Origin of the sequence: Photobacterium kasasachensis (genome assembly GCF_050336885.1) — a bacterium.
Classification (GTDB): Bacteria; Pseudomonadota; Gammaproteobacteria; order Enterobacterales; family Vibrionaceae; genus Photobacterium; species Photobacterium kasasachensis.
Genome location: NZ_JAKJSH010000006.1, coordinates 224,807 through 241,196, shown reverse-complemented (window position 1 = coordinate 241,196; position 16,390 = coordinate 224,807). Strand labels below are relative to the sequence as shown.

Below are 16,390 nucleotides of genomic sequence, written 5' to 3'. Positions count from 1 at the left end.
ACACCTATGATGCCTGCGCTTGAGAAATCTGCTGTCGACCAAGATCGACCTCAGAGCGGAACCAATCACATATGTGTTCGATACGTGTAATGGCCGAGCCGACAGTCACGCAAAATGCTCCGGCTTCTATTGCCTTGCGAGCAAGCGTCGGTGTGTTGTAACGCCCTTCTGCCATCACATTGCACCCAGCCTCTTTGAGTCGACGGACCAGTTCGAAGTCAGGTTCTTCGGGGACCGGACCACCGGTATAACCCGACAAAGTTGATCCAATAATTTCTACCCCTTGTTGATGGCAGCGCACACCTTCTTCAAATGTTGCGCAGTCAGCCATTGCCATGCAGCCAAGCCGGTGGATCTCATTGATCAGGTCGGATACCGGCACCGGGCGCTCGCGCTCCGTGGCATCAATAGCAATAATGTCCGCCCCTGCACTTTTTAGTGCCCGGATATCTTCAAGATAAGGGGTAATGCGAACCTCGGATCCTGCAAGATCACGTTTGACTATCCCTATAATCGGTACGGATACAGCCGCTCGAACGGCTTTCAGGTTATCGATCCCCTCAATTCTGAGGCCAGCAGCCCCACCAGCAACGGCAGCCTTCGCCATTGCAGCCACAATTTCAGGAGAATCCATCGGCCCATCATCAACAGGCTGACAGGAAGCCACGAACCCCTGTTGCAAGGCTGTAAAGCAGTTTTTAGATATGGCAGTCATGTGTAGCACCACTCCAGGATGATATTTACTAATGAAGTTTGACTCCAATTTATTTATTGCGGAGTTAAACTTCAACAACCATGACTCAAAACAGCGATCTCAAGCTCACTTTTGACCGTAAACTCCACAATAAACGCGATCACGCGCAAATTTTACCGCCATAAGCACATATTGAGATGGAGTTACACTCCACGCAAGATTCTACAAATCAATCCTCTATTCAGGATAAGCGGCGTATCTCAAACTAACAGGCCAGAAATGTTGGGTATGTTAAGTGTAGTTGGGATGAAAAAGCGGCTTCACTCTACATGCAGAGATAATGCTTAAAGAAAAAACAAATGATGGGAAAACTAAATGTGGGACAAGGCAAGTATTGGGAAAGGCTAAGCCTAAACCTCAGCCGAGAGCAAAACAGGCACAGAAACTCAAAGCCCGGCTTATTATCAATAGACCGGGCACTGTTCCATTAAAATCTGGCACTTAATATAGTGCTCTACTATGACTCCAGAGCTTTGGTTGTCTTTAGCTTCTTAACCTGAGCGCCGGAAACATCATCTCTGACCAGCAGCGTATACACCAAATCCAACACAAACAACTGAGAGATCTTGGTACCAATGGAGTCCCCCTGCAATTTGCCCTGGCGATTACCGTTCACCAATACCCAGTCGGCATGCTCAGTAATAGTCGAGCGCGGATTGTGAGTTATCGCAACTGTCTTGGCACCGGCCTCTTTCGCCAATTTCAACGCCTTGGCGGTTTCTGCAGAGCTGCCTGAATGGCTCACACCTATTGCCAAATCATCGGGCTGCAGTAACGCGGCCTTCATATACATAAAGTGATTATTGGTTAGTGCATCTACATTGTAGCCAATCCGCATAAATTTATTCTTGGCATCTTCTGCCGTAATACCGGACGAGCCTACACCAAAGAAATAGACAGCGCGCGAGGTTCGAATTTGCTCAGCCACTTTCTCTAACGTCGTAAAATCAAGCAAGTTAAGTGTTTCAGCTAATACACTGTTTATCGTGCTCTGCAGTTTCTGTCCGATCAGCTCGGCATCATCTTCTGGGGTGACATCGGTATCAAGAATCGATTTCTCATTTTTGCTCTGGCTGGAGAGCTCAATGGCCAACTCCATCTTAAAGTCCTGAAACCCTTTGAAGCCAAGCGTACGGCAAAATCGAATGATCGTCGCCTCACCGACATTGGCCGTTTGAGACAATTCCGCAATGGACAACTTGGTGACTTCAGCGGGATTGGCCAAGACAAAATCGGATATACGTCTTGCTGATGGAGTCAGGCTCTCATGCAGGCTGCCCATCATATCAAGCACTTTCCCTGCTTTTGCCGGAATATGTTGCATAACCATCCTTCTACCTCTGGCTATCGACTAACTCTGATTCGTTATAGTGATTTTCCCATGAGCTCCATTTGTTGTGAAGTATTACTCCGCAGATATCAATAAAATATGCACTTAATCACCTTTGCCTCACCTGTTCTATCCTCTATTGTCGCAAAAATGATGCTTTGTAAGCGGTGTCACACTTTTAAGCCACGGCGAAAAAAACCTTTCGTTCATGATTGTCAGATGAAACTTTACTCCATAGAATAAAACAAAACTCCACCAAGATTCCTTATTTTGAAGTTTAACTTCATCACTTAGAGGTGCTACACAATGGAAAAACTCACAGGCCTTATCGCCGCTCCGCATACGCCGTTTGATGCTGACGGCAATGTTAACTTCCCCGTCATTGATCAAATCGCCCAGCACCTGATCCGCGATGGTGTTAACGGCGTCTATATCTGCGGGACGACGGGTGAAGGTATCCACTGTTCGGTTGAAGAGCGTAAGGCTATTGCCGAGCGCTGGGTCCGTGCTGCCCAAGGAAAGCTGAAAATTACCGTCCATACCGGCGCCCTGAGTATTGTTGATACCCTGGAATTAACCCGCCATGCTGAAACGATCGACATTTTTGCCACATCTGCCATTGGCCCATGCTTCTTTAAGCCCGGCTCTGTCGATGATCTTGTTGACTACTGTGAACAAGTGGCCGCGGCAGCCCCTTCCAAAGGGTTTTACTATTACCACTCGGGTATGTCCGGGGTGAACTTGGATATGGAGCAGTTTCTGATCAAGGCAGAATCACGCATCCCGAACCTATACGGACTGAAATTTAACAGCGGTGATCTTTACGAGTACCAGCGCTGCCTGCGCGCCTGCAATGGCAAGTTTGATATTCCGTTTGGTGTTGATGAGCACTTGCCGGGTGCGCTTGCTGTGGGTGCAATCGGCGCTGTCGGTAGTACTTATAACTATGCCGCCCCTTTGTTCCATAAAATCATCAACGATTTCGCCAAAGGCGATCAGGCCGCTGTTTATAAAGATATGGACAGTGTTATTGCGCTGATCCGAGTACTCGTTCAATACGGCGGAGTTGCGGCTGGCAAAGCGGCAATGGCACTGCATGATATTAATGCCGGTGATCCTCGTCTTCCGCTTAAGCCTCTGACCGACGAGCAAAAAGCAGACGTCGTCAGCAAAATGCGTGCGGCAGGCTTCACCCAGCTTTAACAGAAAAGAGAACATAAAAAAAACGAGGCCATCGGGCCTCGTTTCTATATCAACAGTTAAATAGACAAGATTAACGCGTTTCAGGAAGATCCAAACCAAAGTGCAAATACGCACGCTGGGTCGCAATGCGACCGCGGGGAGTCCGTTGCAAAAAGCCCTGCTGGATCAAATACGGTTCCAGCACATCTTCAATGGTATCTTTTTCTTCACCAATCGCTGCTGCCAGGTTATCCAAACCGACGGGACCGCCCATAAACTTATCGATAATCGCCATTAGCAACTTGCGATCCATATAGTCAAAGCCACTGCTGTCGACATCCAGCATATCCAGCGCTTTGGCAGCAATGTCCGGACAAATATGACCATTCCCTTTCACCTCGGCATAATCACGGACACGACGCAGCAGGCGGTTGGCAATACGAGGCGTACCACGGGCACGCATGGCCACTTCCATCGCCCCGGCCTCTTCCATCGACAGGCCAAGACAGTTAGAGCTACGCTGAACAATATCCTTAAGATCATCCACCTTGTAGTATTCGAGTCGCTGGGTAATACCAAAACGGTCACGCAGCGGTGACGTCAGCGAGCCTGCACGTGTTGTCGCACCAATCAGGGTAAAAGGCGGCAAGTCAATTTTGATCGAACGTGCTGCCGGCCCCTCGCCAATCATAATATCCAGCTGGTAATCTTCCATTGCCGGGTATAAGACTTCTTCGACCTGAGGGCTCAAACGGTGGATCTCATCGATGAAAAGGACATCGTTCTCTTCAAGGTTGGTCAACAATGCGGCAAGATCGCCCGCCTTTTCCAGGACCGGGCCTGATGTCGTCCGGATACTCACGCCCATCTCATTGGCAACAATGTTCGCCAATGTTGTTTTACCTAACCCGGGAGGGCCAAAGATCAACAGGTGATCCAGCGCCTCATCGCGAAGCTTGGCCGCTTTGATGAAGATTTCCATCTGATCACGGACATGATCCTGCCCCTGATAATCATCCAGCAGCTTGGGGCGAATCGCGCGATCAATAATGTCATCTTCGCGACTAACCGGGAAATCATTGGAAACGAGTCGATCTGCTTCAATCATCGGATATTACACCTTAAACCATGGAACGCAGTGCATCGCGGATCATCGCTTCACTAGTCATATCTGGCTGTGCGATCTGAGACACCACTTTCGATGCCTGCTGAGGTTTATATCCCAGCGCAATCAGCGCACTGACCGCTTCATCTTCCGCACGGGCAGCCGAATGATCCTCAACCGGCGCATTGGACGCTGCCGAATCAAGAGCAGGTGTGAACAAGTCACCCTCGCCCCAGCCTTTCAGACGATCTTTCATCTCAACGACCAGACGCTCGGCGGTTTTCTTGCCCACGCCCGGAATTTTCACCAGAGTCGTGATGTCTTCATTTTCCACACTAAGCACAAACTGGCTAGCCGTCATCGCCGACAGAATAGCCAGCCCCAGCTTGGGTCCGACACCATTGGCTTTTATCACTTCGCGGAAAAGTTCTCGCTCGCTTTTTTTGTTGAAGCCGTAAAGTAGCTGGGCATCTTCACGAACGATAAAATGCGTGGAGATCACCGCTTCCTGACCAACTTCCGGTAGTTCATAAAAACAACTCATCGGCATCTGTACTTCATAGCCAATACCACCTACTTCAAGCAGTACTTCAGGCGGTTGCTTTTCTAAAATCGTTCCACGTAGTCGGCCTATCACAGCAACATCTCTTTATTGATTCACAAAATAGGCTTTAGGATAGTAAAGAGCTGGATATATATCCAGCTCTTTTTTCAGGTTATCTCGACAAGGATTCAGTATGCTTGGGGCTTGACAGACACCACCGCATTCAGGCTATCTGCCAGTGTCTTTAGCGTTTCCACCAGCTCAGCCAATTGGGCGCCCTGAATGGCAACCGAGTCGGAAACCTGATTAGTCTCTACAACACCATTAGCGACATTGCTACTGGCCGTATTGAGCTCTTTAAGGGCATGGACCTGATGGCCGATAATTTCTGCCAGTTTGTTCACATCGCCCGAGATGCTCCCCACCTGTTCGATGATCCCAGACAGTTCATTGGCACTGGCCTCTATCACCGCCTGCCCGTGCTGGACTTCCTGCCTGCTTTTATCGAGCAAGGCACGGATCTCGACAGCCGAACTATTGCTTTTCGCCGACAGCTCACGGACCTGATCGGCAACCACGGCGAAGCCACGCCCCTGATCACCGGCCCTCGCGGCTTCAATGGCAGCATTAAGTGCCAGTAAGTTGGTCTGCTCCGCCACCGAGGTAATGAGATCAGCGACCGACATGATCTCGTCATTACTGCTCAAGATCTGGGCAATCGCCTCGGTAGATGCGCTCAGCGAGGTCGAACTCTTCTCGGCCTGGGCACGAATGGTCTCACTACGGTTTTTCAGCTCACCGACAAAACGGTCTGACTCGTCGATCCCTGAGGTCATCTGCGCCAGCTGCTGGCTCATTTGCTCGGCCGCACTGGCCTGCGAGTCACAGTTTAGGTTCAGATCATTAACTTGTTGGTGGAGGCTGCCCGACTGTTGTTCTAGCTGCTCGGCAACCCGGCCAAGCTGAGTGGCGTTGTCTGTGGCCTGTGCCAATACCGAGGAAAGCTGATGTTCCCCCTGCTGAGCCTGCTCGGCAAGCAATTGGCTTGACTGTTGAGCCAGCTCGGATGACTGAATCGCAGCCTGTCGCTGTCTGACGGTATAAGCTTGCGCTATGCCAATCACCACCAGCGGCATAAGCATGCCTGACCACACCTCAACAGCCGCTGCCGCCTCAGTCAGTTCCAGGTGCGGAAATGCATAGCCGGACAAATGCTGGCCAATCATCCAAGCCGACACAATCACCACAGTGACGCTCCAAATAGCTGCCATCATCGGCTTGGCGGCAAGAAAAAAGGCAACAATCAGCAACGGCATCCAGAATGACTGTGTCGATACCACAATGCCACCGCTCTGATAGACGATATTCATGGCGTGGGCAACCATACCGAAAAAGCCGATGTTCAAGGCCAGAACGGGTGAACGCACGAGACGTAAAATCACACCGGCCATCAGCTCGCAACCGATAAGCAACATTGATGTTATGACCAACAGTGAGTGATCGTGATTAAACCATTTTAGTAAGCTGTAACACCCAACAAAGAAGGACAACAGGGTGAAGAATAGAAGGGTATCGACATAGCGGGCGTGTTCTCCCTGCCAGCTATGCGAAGAAGGCAAGAACAGGGCTCGCCATAACGCCAGTGGGGTCATTTATCACATCCTTATCAACAATATTATCACTAGTATGACCTCCGACCAATATATGCCAAGAAACAATAAATTAACAAAAGAAAAAAGCAGCCAATGGCTGCTTTTTTGATCAAGCTATCACTATGCAACTGAGACAGTACATCGATAACAAATTGTTATCACACTTATTATCGATACCGCCCGCGACGAGCACCGCGTGCCTGACCAGACATCGCAATCAATGTCTTATGCGTATGGGCATGACAAATGGCCACAGCCAGCGCATCGGCGGCATCCGCCTGGGGCTTGCCCGGTAACTTCAATACCGAACACACCATATGCTGAACTTGGGCCTTATCGGCACCGCCGCTGCCAACCACCGCCTGTTTAATCAGTCGTGCGGCATACTCGCTCACCGGCAAGTCGGCATTCACGGCAGCAACAATTGCGCTCCCGCGGGCCTGACCGAGCTTAAGCGCCGAGCTGGCATTCTTGCCCATGAACACTTCTTCAATGGCAAAAAAATCAGGCTGAAACTGAGTGATAACTTCTGATACGCCGGCGTAAATTTGTTTAAGCCGACCGGGGATATCTTCGACAGAGGTACGAATGCACCCGCTGCCGAGATATTCAAGGTTTCGCCCGACTTGCCGAATTACGCCGTAACCGGTAATTCGCGAACCGGGGTCAATCCCTAGGATGACTGACATTCAGTCACGCTCCTTTGCAAGGAAGCTGCTGCAAGCCTAAAGTTCTTATGAACTTAAAGCTGCGCTGCAACCTCATCAGAGATGTCACCGTTATGGTAGACTTCCTGAACGTCATCAAGATCTTCCAACGCGTCAATCAGGCGCAGCAGCTTAGGTGCGGTATCTGCATCCAGATCAGCCTTGGTGGATGGCACGAGGGTTACTTCTGCATTGGCCGCTTCAAAACCCGCGGCATCCAGCGCATCTTTCACGGCACCGAAATCTGCAGGCGTCGTGAATACGTCGATTGAGCCGTCATCATTGGTTTCGACATCATCAGCACCGCCTTCCAGCGCCGCTTCCATAATCGCATCTTCGTCCAGGCCCGGGGCGTAAGAAATCACCCCTTTTTTGTCGAACAGGTAACTTACGCTACCATCGGTACCCAGGTTGCCACCAGCCTTGCTAAATGCATGACGCACACCTGAAACCGTACGGTTACGGTTGTCTGTCATACACTCAACCATCACTGCCGTACCTGCCGGGCCGTAGCCTTCGTAGATAACAGTTTCGACGCCTTCGTCACCTTCGCCACCAGCACCACGGCTAACCGCACGGTTAATGGTGTCGCGCGTCATGTTGTTTGACAGTGCTTTGTCGACGGCGGCACGCAGACGCGGGTTATTTTCTGGCTCTGCGCCGCCTTCTTTGGCCGCGACGACAATTTCACGAATAAGCTTGGTGAAAATCTTACCGCGTTTAGCATCCTGTGCTGCTTTACGGTGTTTGATGTTGGCGAATTTACTATGACCTGCCATAACACGCTCCGTATATGTAGCCTAAGTGGCTTCAAGTTTCACAAAAATAAATATGGCCAGCCTGCCACCGCTGAAGGTGACAAAAGCTGGCCAGTATGCGAATCAATTATTCCTGGTTCGCTTCTTCTTTTTTCGCAACAGATACCGTCACAGCTAGCTCTTCAAGTGCTGCTGGGTTAGCAAGGCTTGGCGCATCTGTCAGCAGACAAGATGCCGCTGTTGTTTTAGGGAATGCAATCACGTCACGGATGTTCTCGGTACCGCACAGTAGCATCACCAGACGGTCAAGACCGAATGCCAGACCTGCGTGTGGAGGCGTACCAAACTTCAGCGCATCTAGCAGGAAGCCGAACTTCAGCTTCTGCTCATCGGCTTCAATACCCAGAAGGTCAAATACCGCCGACTGCATCTCAGCGTTGTGGATACGTACCGAACCACCACCGACTTCATAACCGTTGATTACCATATCATAGGCGTTTGAGTTGGTTGTTGCAGGGTTTGCCTTCAGCTCTTCAGGGCTAACGCCTAGTGGAGAGGTGAACGGGTGGTGCATCGCATGCAGGTTACCTTCGTCGTCTTCCTCGAACATCGGGAAGTCAACAACCCATAGCGGAGCCCATGCAGACGTATCGGTCAGCTCAAGATCAGTACCTAGCTTCAGACGCAGTGCACCCATCGCTTCGTCAACGATGCGCTTCTTGTCAGCACCAAACAGAATGATGTCGCCAGTCTGCGCCTGGGTACGGTCAAGGATGCCCGCAACCACATCTTCGCTCAGGAACTTGGCAACCGGAGACTGAACACCGTCGAAGCCCGCTTCGCGATCGTTCACCTTCATCCATGCCAGACCTTTGGCACCGTAGATACCCACGTACTTGCCGTACTCGTCAATTTGCTTACGAGACAGAGAAGCACCGCCTGGCACACGGATCACGGCAACACGACCTTTCTCGTCGTTAGCCGGGCCAGAGAACACTTTGAAGTCAACGTCTTTAACAAGATCAGCAACGTCTACCAGCTCAAGCGGGTTACGTAGATCCGGCTTGTCTGAGCCGAAGCGACGCATTGCTTCTTCGAATGGCATAATTGGGAAAGTACCCAAATCGACATTCAGCAGTTCCTGCCACATTTCAGTGATCATACGCTCAGTTACGTCACGTACCTGCTCGGCAGACATGAATGACGTTTCGATATCGATCTGAGTGAACTCAGGCTGACGGTCAGCACGAAGATCTTCATCACGGAAACATTTAACGATCTGGTAGTAGCGATCAAAGCCTGACATCATCAGCAGCTGCTTAAATAGCTGCGGAGACTGTGGCAGTGCGTAGAAGCTGCCTTTATGAACACGGCTCGGTACCAGGTAGTCACGGGCACCTTCCGGTGTCGCTTTGGTCAGTACCGGCGTTTCGATATCCAGGAACGCGTTGTCATCAAGGAAACGACGAACAAAGCTAGATGCTTTAGCGCGCAACTTGATGCGATCACTCATTTCCGGACGACGAAGATCAAGATAACGATACTTCAGGCGCTGCTCTTCAGTATTCTTCTGGTTAAAATCCAGTGGCAACACATCTGAACGGTTGATGATTTCCAGGCCGCTAGCCAAGACTTCTACTTCACCCGTTGCCATGTCTTTGTTGATCTGGCTTTCAGGGCGAACACGTACTTCACCGGTCAGGCGGATACAGAATTCGTTGCGCAGGTGGTTAGCCACCTCAAATACGTCTTTCATATCCGGGTCGACAACTACCTGAACAATACCTTCACGATCTCGCATATCGATGAAGATAAGACCGCCTAAATCACGGCGACGATTAACCCAGCCGCATAACTCTACTGTTTGTCCTGCTAGGGACTTGTTCAGGTGACCACAATATTGGGTGCGCATATGAAATTCCCGATCTGTTTACTTACTATCCTGTGGGTGAACTAGATTTGCTAGTCACTTTCCTTCACAGGCTGATTCAATCCCGGCCCAGAATGCTCAATCTTTATCCGAAATAGGGGATTAACACTGGCCGAGAGGCAAAAATAACGAGGTATTATAAAGCAAAAACGTCACTGTAGGAAAAATAGCGCCCCGAAATCAAGCAAAAATCCCCTATTCTTTTGGGCGATGATTGACTTACCGCAAACAAACTATTCACAATGAATCATTAACAGCATTTCGACGTCTCAGCCATTGATTCAATTTCAACCAAATACACGGTTTTGATTATGCCTGTACTTTCTGCCCGCCCGCTGCGTCTTGGTTTGGCCATGTGGTCCCACAGCCACTGGCAACAAAGCCTGTATGGTACAGGCTGCAAGACCGGCGAGCGCCTTGCCCGCTATGCAGAGACCTTTGATACCGTAGAAGGCAATACCACTTTCTACGCGACGCCGGCCATCACGACAGTCAGAAAATGGCATGACGCGACACCGGATGACTTTCGCTTTACCTTCAAGTTGCCGTCAGCCATCACCCACCAGAACCAGCTGATGCATTGTGATCAGCTATTGGCAGATTTTCTGACGGTGATGAGTCCGCTCGAAGAAAAGGTCGGGCTGTGGAAAATTCAGCTGCCCGCCCACTTCGGCCCGCAGGCTCTGCCGGCACTTGAAAAGTTCCTGCAAAAACTGCCTGCCCGCTTTACCTGTGGTGTCGAGGTTCGCCATCCGGCTTTCTTTGCCAAAGGGGAAGAAGAAACAGCGCTGAATCGGCTGCTGGTCGATAACAAGGCCAACCGCATTATTATGGACAGCCGCCCGGTCTTTGCCGCCCCGCCAACGTCCGAAGCCGTCATTGATGCCCATCAGAAAAAGCCGCGGGTACCGGTACACGCCATAGCGACAGCCGAAAACCCGATGATCCGATTTATCGGCCATCCAGACGATCCCAGCAATGATGCGTTCTTTGCCAACTGGCTTAAGCGCCTGCCCGCGTGGCTGGAAAATGGCAAGCAGCCCTATCTGTTTATCCATACCCCCGACAACAACCATGCTCCGGAACTGGCCGTCCGTCTCTACGCACAATTACAACAACAGATGTCCGGTTCACTCCAGTTGCCGGATCACAAGCTTCCACCGCAGGCCGAGGCCAACCCGCAGTTTGATTTGTTATAACCGGGAATAACAAGGCGTTGCGACTATCAACACCTTTAGCTGCGATATAGTCACTCACAAAAAGGTAGCCCTTGCCACTGGCAGGGGCTACTCGTCAAATGGTTAAACGTAGTATCGCGGCTATTAGCGACAACCAAGTGCGCTCAATAGCTATACCTTAAAGTACGCCAGCAGCGACTTCTGCTCTTCGGACAAACGCGATAGCTCTTCGCTTGCATGGGTACTCTGAGTAATGCCGCTGACATTCTGATGGACAATCTCAGACGTCGTTTCAACGTTCTCGGAGATCTCTTTCGTCACGCCAGACTGCTCTTCAGAAGCTGTCGCCACCAAGGTATTGAGCTCCGATATCTGGGCGACGGAGCTGGAAATACTGCTAAACGCCTCACCGACTTGTTGAGTAATAACCAGCGATTCTGCAATCAGCTCGGCATTAGACTGCATAAAGTCATCCGCTTGCTGCGCTTGCTCCTGAAGCCGGGAAATAAGCTCCTGTATATCGACTGTTGACTGTTGCGTTTTGGCAGCCAGAGAGCGTACTTCGTCAGCAACCACAGCAAAACCGCGCCCCTGCTCGCCCGCCCGGGCCGCTTCGATTGCCGCATTCAATGCCAATAGGTTGGTCTGCTCTGAAATACCATTGATCACATCGACAACGGTACCGATTTCATTCGAGTAGTCTTTGAGCTGATTGACGATTTGTGTCGACTCTTGCACCGAGCTATTAATTTGTTCCGAAATCTTATCCGAGCGCTGCAGGGCCTGCTGGCCATCAGCAACATTTCTTCCCGCCACATTCGCCGCTTCTTCAGCGCTGGCAGCATTGGCACTGACCTCAGCCGCGGTACTGGATAACTCATTTACCGCCGTAGCAACCTGCTCAACCTGGGCAAGTTCCTGCTCCGAATTGGCTTTAGACTCCGCCATCACTGCCGTCAGCTCAACCGATGCCGAAGAGACATTGTCAGAAATGGAGTGAAAGCCTGCAATTATTCGCTTCAATTCACGGTGCATAGCAATAGTATTGGCGTAAATGCCGGTCTCTTTCCCGCTGACGGTAAAATCGGAGGTGAGATCACCTTCCGAGACTTTCTTCACCATCTCTGCAATCTGGCTCGGTTCGCCACCCACAACACGCATCACGCCTTTGTAGATATATAAAGCAGATAACAAACCAATAATGACAGAGACTATAGATAAAATAGTTAATATATATTTGGCATTAACGATATCACTCTGCAGTGTCGGGCCAATTTCATCCTGGTGCTTCTTAGCTTCCAATTTAATCTCTTCAATTGAGGCAGCCGATTCTCGGCCAACCACATCCAAAACTTCAGCAACCAAACTATTTCTTTTTTCGATAATGTCTGACGTATCGTTAAATGCTAGCTGGTAGGCAGAAAAGGCATTCTCAAACTTTCTAAATAGCTCAACTCGCTTAGGGTTTTGAATTTGATTTATTAACGAGCCAGCGCGACGTTTAATTTTATTAAATTCAGCTAATGCTCGATCTTTGTCTTCAATTTCATTGCTGACCAAATATTTCGTCACATATAGCCGTGCTAACATGACACTTTCCTGCAATTCACCGGAATAAAAAGCCGCTTCTAAATCACCATCGTCATATGCAGTGTGTGCAATATCAGTGAGCATTTTCCGCATGGTTAAACCATTAGGATCAAGTCTGTTAACGACGGTTTTATGACGCTCTTTTATTAATGCTTCTACTTGAGTAAACCCTTGCTGATAATTCTCAACTCCCGTTTTGATATCCTGGAAGCGACGCCGTAGCTCCGGCTCTAACTCAGCCGCCAGCTCCTGGTCCAACAGCCCCATGGCGGTATCGATACGATTGTTTATCGCTTGCTTCAGATCTTCTGACTGGTTTTTTATATATTTATTTGCCGCCAATCGCGCCTCTAAAATATTGGCCTGAATCCGGCCAGAGGAAACACTCGATTTTGCCAGCCCCCGGTATTCAACAAACCCATCCAATGTCGTACTGAACCGAAAAAATGATGAAATAGATAATGCAAGCAATAGGATCAGTAGTAAGCCAAAACCACTTATTAATTGTTGTTGTAGTTTCATTGAACTTCCTTTTCTTTACTATTCGTCCAAAACCACTGTAACGATTAATAACGAAAACAGAACCAACAAAATTATGACAGTAGTCATAAAGTTGACATCCCTCAAAGTAATGAAAAATATATCAAACGACAATATTAAACCAGTATCACATGACTGGCGTTGTATTACCCTTATATTTACCAATACTGCCAAAGAGCATATATTTGCATAATATTCATATTGCCTCATATTGTTAATATTAAAACCATCATGTGACAAATTAAATAAAACTCAACTTGGCCAGCCTATTAATTATCGCTTGTTGTTATCAATTCTATCTGCCTCAATGTGGCTGGCTTATCACGAAATGCAATGATGCGAGCAAGGCGCACACCAATGCCAGGAGCAGGCAAACCAATCAATGTCGCAAATCACTAAAGACAAATGGCCGCATTTTCTCTACAATACGCGGCCTTTCAGGCGGTGAAGGATCACCCGAGGGTAAGACAATAATTACCCATGACATCAGGATCCCAGTTCTTTACATGATAAGAGGTTCGTGAGAATGGCAGGCCACGACAACATTTTTGCTGCGCCAATAGAAAAGCTCGGCGATTTCACTTTTGATGAACGCGTAGCTGAAGTGTTTCCGGATATGATCCAACGCTCTGTACCTGGCTACAGCAATATCATTTCTGCAATTGGCATGCTGGCCGAGCGCTTTGCCAAACCACACTCAAAAATCTATGATCTGGGCTGCTCACTGGGTGCGGCAACCCTGTCAATGCGCCGTCATATCAACCAGGAAGGTTGCGAGATCATTGCCGTTGACAACTCCGCGGCCATGGTTGAACGTTGCCGTCTACATATCGACGCCTACCGCTCTGACACCCCGGTACAGGTTATCGAAGCCGATATCCGCGACATTGATATCAGCGATGCCTCGGTCGTCGTACTGAACTTCACTCTGCAGTTTCTGGTACCAGAAGATCGTCAGGTTCTGCTAGAAAAAATCTTTGCCGGCCTGCGTCCCGGCGGCATTCTGATCCTGTCTGAAAAATACATTTTTGACGATGAGCGCTCCCACGAGCTGCTGATCGATCTTCACCACGATTTCAAACGTGCCAATGGCTACAGCGAGCTGGAGATCAGCCAAAAGCGCAGTGCCATTGAAAATGTCATGCGCCCTGATAGCATCGACACCCATAAGCAGCGCTTTGCCGATATCGGTTTCAGCAGCTCTGAAGTCTGGTTCCAATGCTTCAACTTCGGCTCTATGTTCGCCATTAAATAAGGTAATTCGTTCCACTATGTTTAGTTTTTCTGAGTTTTATCAACTCATTGCCCAACATGAAACACTGCGTCCTTGGCTCAATACACTGCCTAAGCAGCTGAGTGACTGGGAAGCGGCCGAGCATGGCGACATGGGCCGCTGGATGCGCGCACTGCAAAAATTCCCGACCGCCAAGCCAGACATTATCGATCTAAAAAATGAAGTCAGTGTCCGTTATGAAGACGGGATTGCCGATGGCGAACAGAAACGCCTGGAAAGCCTGCTTCGCCTGCTTCATCCTTGGCGCAAAGGGCCGTACAACATGCACGGCATCCACATTGACACCGAATGGCGCTCGGACTGGAAATGGGATCGCGTCCTACCGCATATCTCGCCACTAAAAGGCCGGACGGTACTGGATGTTGGATGCGGTAACGGTTACCACATGTGGCGAATGCTGGGTGAAGACGCCAAGCTGACCGTGGGGATCGACCCGTCTAACCTGTTCCTGATCCAGTTCGAGGCTATCCGTCGCCTTATGGGCCAGGATAACCGTGCCTTTCTTTTGCCGCTCGGCATCGAGCAGCTGCCGGAACTGAAAGCCTTTGATACCGTGTTCAGCATGGGCGTACTGTATCACCGCCGCTCTCCGCTGGACCATATCATCCAGTTGAAGAACCAGCTGCGCAAAGGTGGCGAAGTTATTCTTGAAACCCTGGTTATCGAGGGCGATGAAAATGATGTCCTGGTACCAACCGGCCGCTATGCCCAAATGCACAATGTCTACTTCTTCCCGTCGGCCAAAGCGCTGAAGGTGTGGATGGAGAAATGTGGCTTCGAGGACGTACGCATTGTCGACGAATGTGTCACCACAACCGACGAGCAAAGGTCAACTGACTGGATGACCAATAATTCACTCCCTGAATATTTAGACCCGCAGAACCCGAGCCTAACAATAGAAGGCTACCCAGCCCCTAAACGGGCGGTCCTGGTGGCCAGAAATCCTGACTAACTATTGACAAGGGATGCTATTCGCATCCCTTTTTGTACGTTAAAATATTGCCGCCTATAGAAAAATAAGAAGTACTTCTAGGAGACATAATGCTTCGCCGCTGTGTGCCATTACTCACTATTGCTTTACTTTCCGGCTGCACTCTCACGCAATCAGCCAATCATGAAAAAACAATGAATGCCATCAATACGATGGAAGAGCGTGTTAATTTTCAATTTGCGACAATGATTCAGCAAATTAATGAACAAAATGAATATATTGCTAATCTAGAAAAAGAGTTATCATCAATTTCTGAGGAATTGTCACGACCACCAGTACATGTTGCCTCGGTTGTCGACGCTACGGTTGAAGAAGAGGAAGCGGTTGCCGTTAGCGAGCCGGTCATTGATACCAAAATGGCTCACGGCAAAGTCATTTTGGGCGAGGAAGAATGGGTTTGGCTAGATTCAATACAGTCATTCTTCAAAGCCAGAATCGATACTGGTGCGACGACCTCCTCTCTCAATGCTATCGATATTCAGATCTTCGAACGTGATGGAAAAGAGTGGGCTCGTTTCAATCTCAACCATACATTTGAAGGAAACGGTGATAATAGTGAAATTGTCGAAGCCCCGGTTGTACGCTGGGTAAAAGTTCGTCAGTCGACATCGGAGCAGTCAGAACGCCGGCCTGTTATTGAAGCCTGGGTCAAACTTGGACAGCTGCACGAAAAAGCCCAGTTTACGCTGGCTGATCGCAGCCACATGACCTACCCAGTATTGCTTGGCCGCGAGTTCTTCAAAGATATCGCCTTGGTTGATGTCGGCAAAAAGTTCGTTCAGGGAATGAATGAGCAGCAAATACTAACAACGACTAATTAATTGATGAGGATGCC

At 49.5% G+C, this 16,390-nt stretch carries 14 protein-coding genes; 5 read left to right on the top strand and 9 right to left on the bottom strand.

All coding sequences use genetic code 11. The features are described 5' to 3' along the window. Window positions 1-4: 4 nt before the first annotated feature. Both L4D19_RS08810 and L4D19_RS08805 read right to left on the bottom strand, forming a co-directional pair. On the bottom strand, window positions 5-715 hold the full coding sequence (locus L4D19_RS08810; RefSeq protein WP_428452155.1) for an N-acetylmannosamine-6-phosphate 2-epimerase: 711 nt from the start codon (window positions 713-715) through the stop codon (window positions 5-7). 496 nt (window positions 716-1,211) lie between these two features. Then, window positions 1,212-2,078 carry a MurR/RpiR family transcriptional regulator gene (locus tag L4D19_RS08805; protein ID WP_428452154.1) on the bottom strand — a complete coding sequence of 289 codons (867 nt, stop codon included), beginning with the start codon at window positions 2,076-2,078 and terminating at the stop codon, window positions 1,212-1,214. 312 nt (window positions 2,079-2,390) lie between these two features. Between L4D19_RS08805 and L4D19_RS08800 the strand changes: the two genes are divergently transcribed. Further along, window positions 2,391-3,287: a dihydrodipicolinate synthase family protein gene (locus tag L4D19_RS08800; protein WP_428452153.1), complete on the top strand. Its 897-nt coding sequence runs from the start codon at window positions 2,391-2,393 to the stop codon at window positions 3,285-3,287. A gap of 70 nt (window positions 3,288-3,357) precedes the next feature. Here L4D19_RS08800 and ruvB read toward each other — a convergent pair whose 3' ends face one another. The 6 genes from ruvB to aspS form a co-directional block, all read right to left on the bottom strand. Continuing rightward, window positions 3,358-4,374: a Holliday junction branch migration DNA helicase RuvB gene (ruvB, locus tag L4D19_RS08795; protein WP_075768367.1), complete on the bottom strand. Its 1,017-nt coding sequence runs from the start codon at window positions 4,372-4,374 to the stop codon at window positions 3,358-3,360. Window positions 4,375-4,387: 13 nt separating this feature from the next. Next, window positions 4,388-5,008 carry a Holliday junction branch migration protein RuvA gene (gene ruvA, locus L4D19_RS08790; protein WP_428452152.1) on the bottom strand — a complete coding sequence of 207 codons (621 nt, stop codon included), beginning with the start codon at window positions 5,006-5,008 and terminating at the stop codon, window positions 4,388-4,390. A gap of 95 nt (window positions 5,009-5,103) precedes the next feature. Further along, window positions 5,104-6,567, bottom strand: coding sequence for a methyl-accepting chemotaxis protein (locus L4D19_RS08785; protein WP_428452151.1), 1,464 nt, complete (start codon window positions 6,565-6,567; stop codon window positions 5,104-5,106). Window positions 6,568-6,734: 167 nt separating this feature from the next. Then, window positions 6,735-7,256 (bottom strand): crossover junction endodeoxyribonuclease RuvC, encoded by a 522-nt coding sequence (ruvC, locus tag L4D19_RS08780; protein ID WP_428452150.1) that lies wholly within the window; start codon window positions 7,254-7,256, stop codon window positions 6,735-6,737. A gap of 53 nt (window positions 7,257-7,309) precedes the next feature. Further along, window positions 7,310-8,053: a YebC/PmpR family DNA-binding transcriptional regulator gene (locus L4D19_RS08775; RefSeq protein ID WP_160650397.1), complete on the bottom strand. Its 744-nt coding sequence runs from the start codon at window positions 8,051-8,053 to the stop codon at window positions 7,310-7,312. A gap of 106 nt (window positions 8,054-8,159) precedes the next feature. Next, window positions 8,160-9,944, bottom strand: coding sequence for an aspartate--tRNA ligase (aspS, locus tag L4D19_RS08770; RefSeq protein ID WP_428452149.1), 1,785 nt, complete (start codon window positions 9,942-9,944; stop codon window positions 8,160-8,162). A gap of 329 nt (window positions 9,945-10,273) precedes the next feature. Between aspS and L4D19_RS08765 the strand changes: the two genes are divergently transcribed. Next, window positions 10,274-11,161: a DUF72 domain-containing protein gene (locus L4D19_RS08765; RefSeq protein WP_428452148.1), complete on the top strand. Its 888-nt coding sequence runs from the start codon at window positions 10,274-10,276 to the stop codon at window positions 11,159-11,161. A 150-nt stretch (window positions 11,162-11,311) separates the two neighbouring features. On the opposite strand, the gene L4D19_RS08760 is transcribed toward L4D19_RS08765, so the two are convergent. Then, a complete protein-coding gene (locus L4D19_RS08760) occupies window positions 11,312-13,252 on the bottom strand; it encodes a methyl-accepting chemotaxis protein (RefSeq protein WP_428452147.1) in 1,941 nt (646 codons plus the stop codon). A 544-nt stretch (window positions 13,253-13,796) separates the two neighbouring features. Between L4D19_RS08760 and cmoA the strand changes: the two genes are divergently transcribed. The 3 genes from cmoA (at window position 13,797) to L4D19_RS08745 (ending at window position 16,376) form a co-directional block, all read left to right on the top strand. After that, window positions 13,797-14,525, top strand: coding sequence for a carboxy-S-adenosyl-L-methionine synthase CmoA (gene cmoA, locus L4D19_RS08755; RefSeq protein ID WP_428452146.1), 729 nt, complete (start codon window positions 13,797-13,799; stop codon window positions 14,523-14,525). A 16-nt stretch (window positions 14,526-14,541) separates the two neighbouring features. Beyond that, entirely contained in the window at window positions 14,542-15,516 is a 975-nt protein-coding gene (gene cmoB / locus L4D19_RS08750; protein ID WP_160650404.1) for a tRNA 5-methoxyuridine(34)/uridine 5-oxyacetic acid(34) synthase CmoB, read from the top strand. An 89-nt stretch (window positions 15,517-15,605) separates the two neighbouring features. Continuing rightward, entirely contained in the window at window positions 15,606-16,376 is a 771-nt protein-coding gene (locus L4D19_RS08745) for an ATP-dependent zinc protease family protein (protein WP_428452145.1), read from the top strand. The last annotated feature ends 14 nt before the right edge of the window (window positions 16,377-16,390 follow it).

Coding starts and splice junctions, on each gene's coding strand:
- L4D19_RS08810 (WP_428452155.1), bottom strand. CDS start 715: ATGACTGCCATATCTAAAAACTGCTTTACAGCCTTGCAACAGGGGTTC.
- L4D19_RS08805 (WP_428452154.1), bottom strand. CDS start 2,078: ATGCAACATATTCCGGCAAAAGCAGGGAAAGTGCTTGATATGATGGGC.
- L4D19_RS08800 (WP_428452153.1), top strand. CDS start 2,391: ATGGAAAAACTCACAGGCCTTATCGCCGCTCCGCATACGCCGTTTGAT.
- ruvB (WP_075768367.1), bottom strand. CDS start 4,374: ATGATTGAAGCAGATCGACTCGTTTCCAATGATTTCCCGGTTAGTCGC.
- L4D19_RS08785 (WP_428452151.1), bottom strand. CDS start 6,567: ATGACCCCACTGGCGTTATGGCGAGCCCTGTTCTTGCCTTCTTCGCAT.
- ruvC (WP_428452150.1), bottom strand. CDS start 7,256: ATGTCAGTCATCCTAGGGATTGACCCCGGTTCGCGAATTACCGGTTAC.
- L4D19_RS08775 (WP_160650397.1), bottom strand. CDS start 8,053: ATGGCAGGTCATAGTAAATTCGCCAACATCAAACACCGTAAAGCAGCA.
- aspS (WP_428452149.1), bottom strand. CDS start 9,944: ATGCGCACCCAATATTGTGGTCACCTGAACAAGTCCCTAGCAGGACAA.
- L4D19_RS08765 (WP_428452148.1), top strand. CDS start 10,274: ATGCCTGTACTTTCTGCCCGCCCGCTGCGTCTTGGTTTGGCCATGTGG.
- L4D19_RS08760 (WP_428452147.1), bottom strand. CDS start 13,252: ATGAAACTACAACAACAATTAATAAGTGGTTTTGGCTTACTACTGATC.
- cmoA (WP_428452146.1), top strand. CDS start 13,797: ATGGCAGGCCACGACAACATTTTTGCTGCGCCAATAGAAAAGCTCGGC.
- cmoB (WP_160650404.1), top strand. CDS start 14,542: ATGTTTAGTTTTTCTGAGTTTTATCAACTCATTGCCCAACATGAAACA.
- L4D19_RS08745 (WP_428452145.1), top strand. CDS start 15,606: ATGCTTCGCCGCTGTGTGCCATTACTCACTATTGCTTTACTTTCCGGC.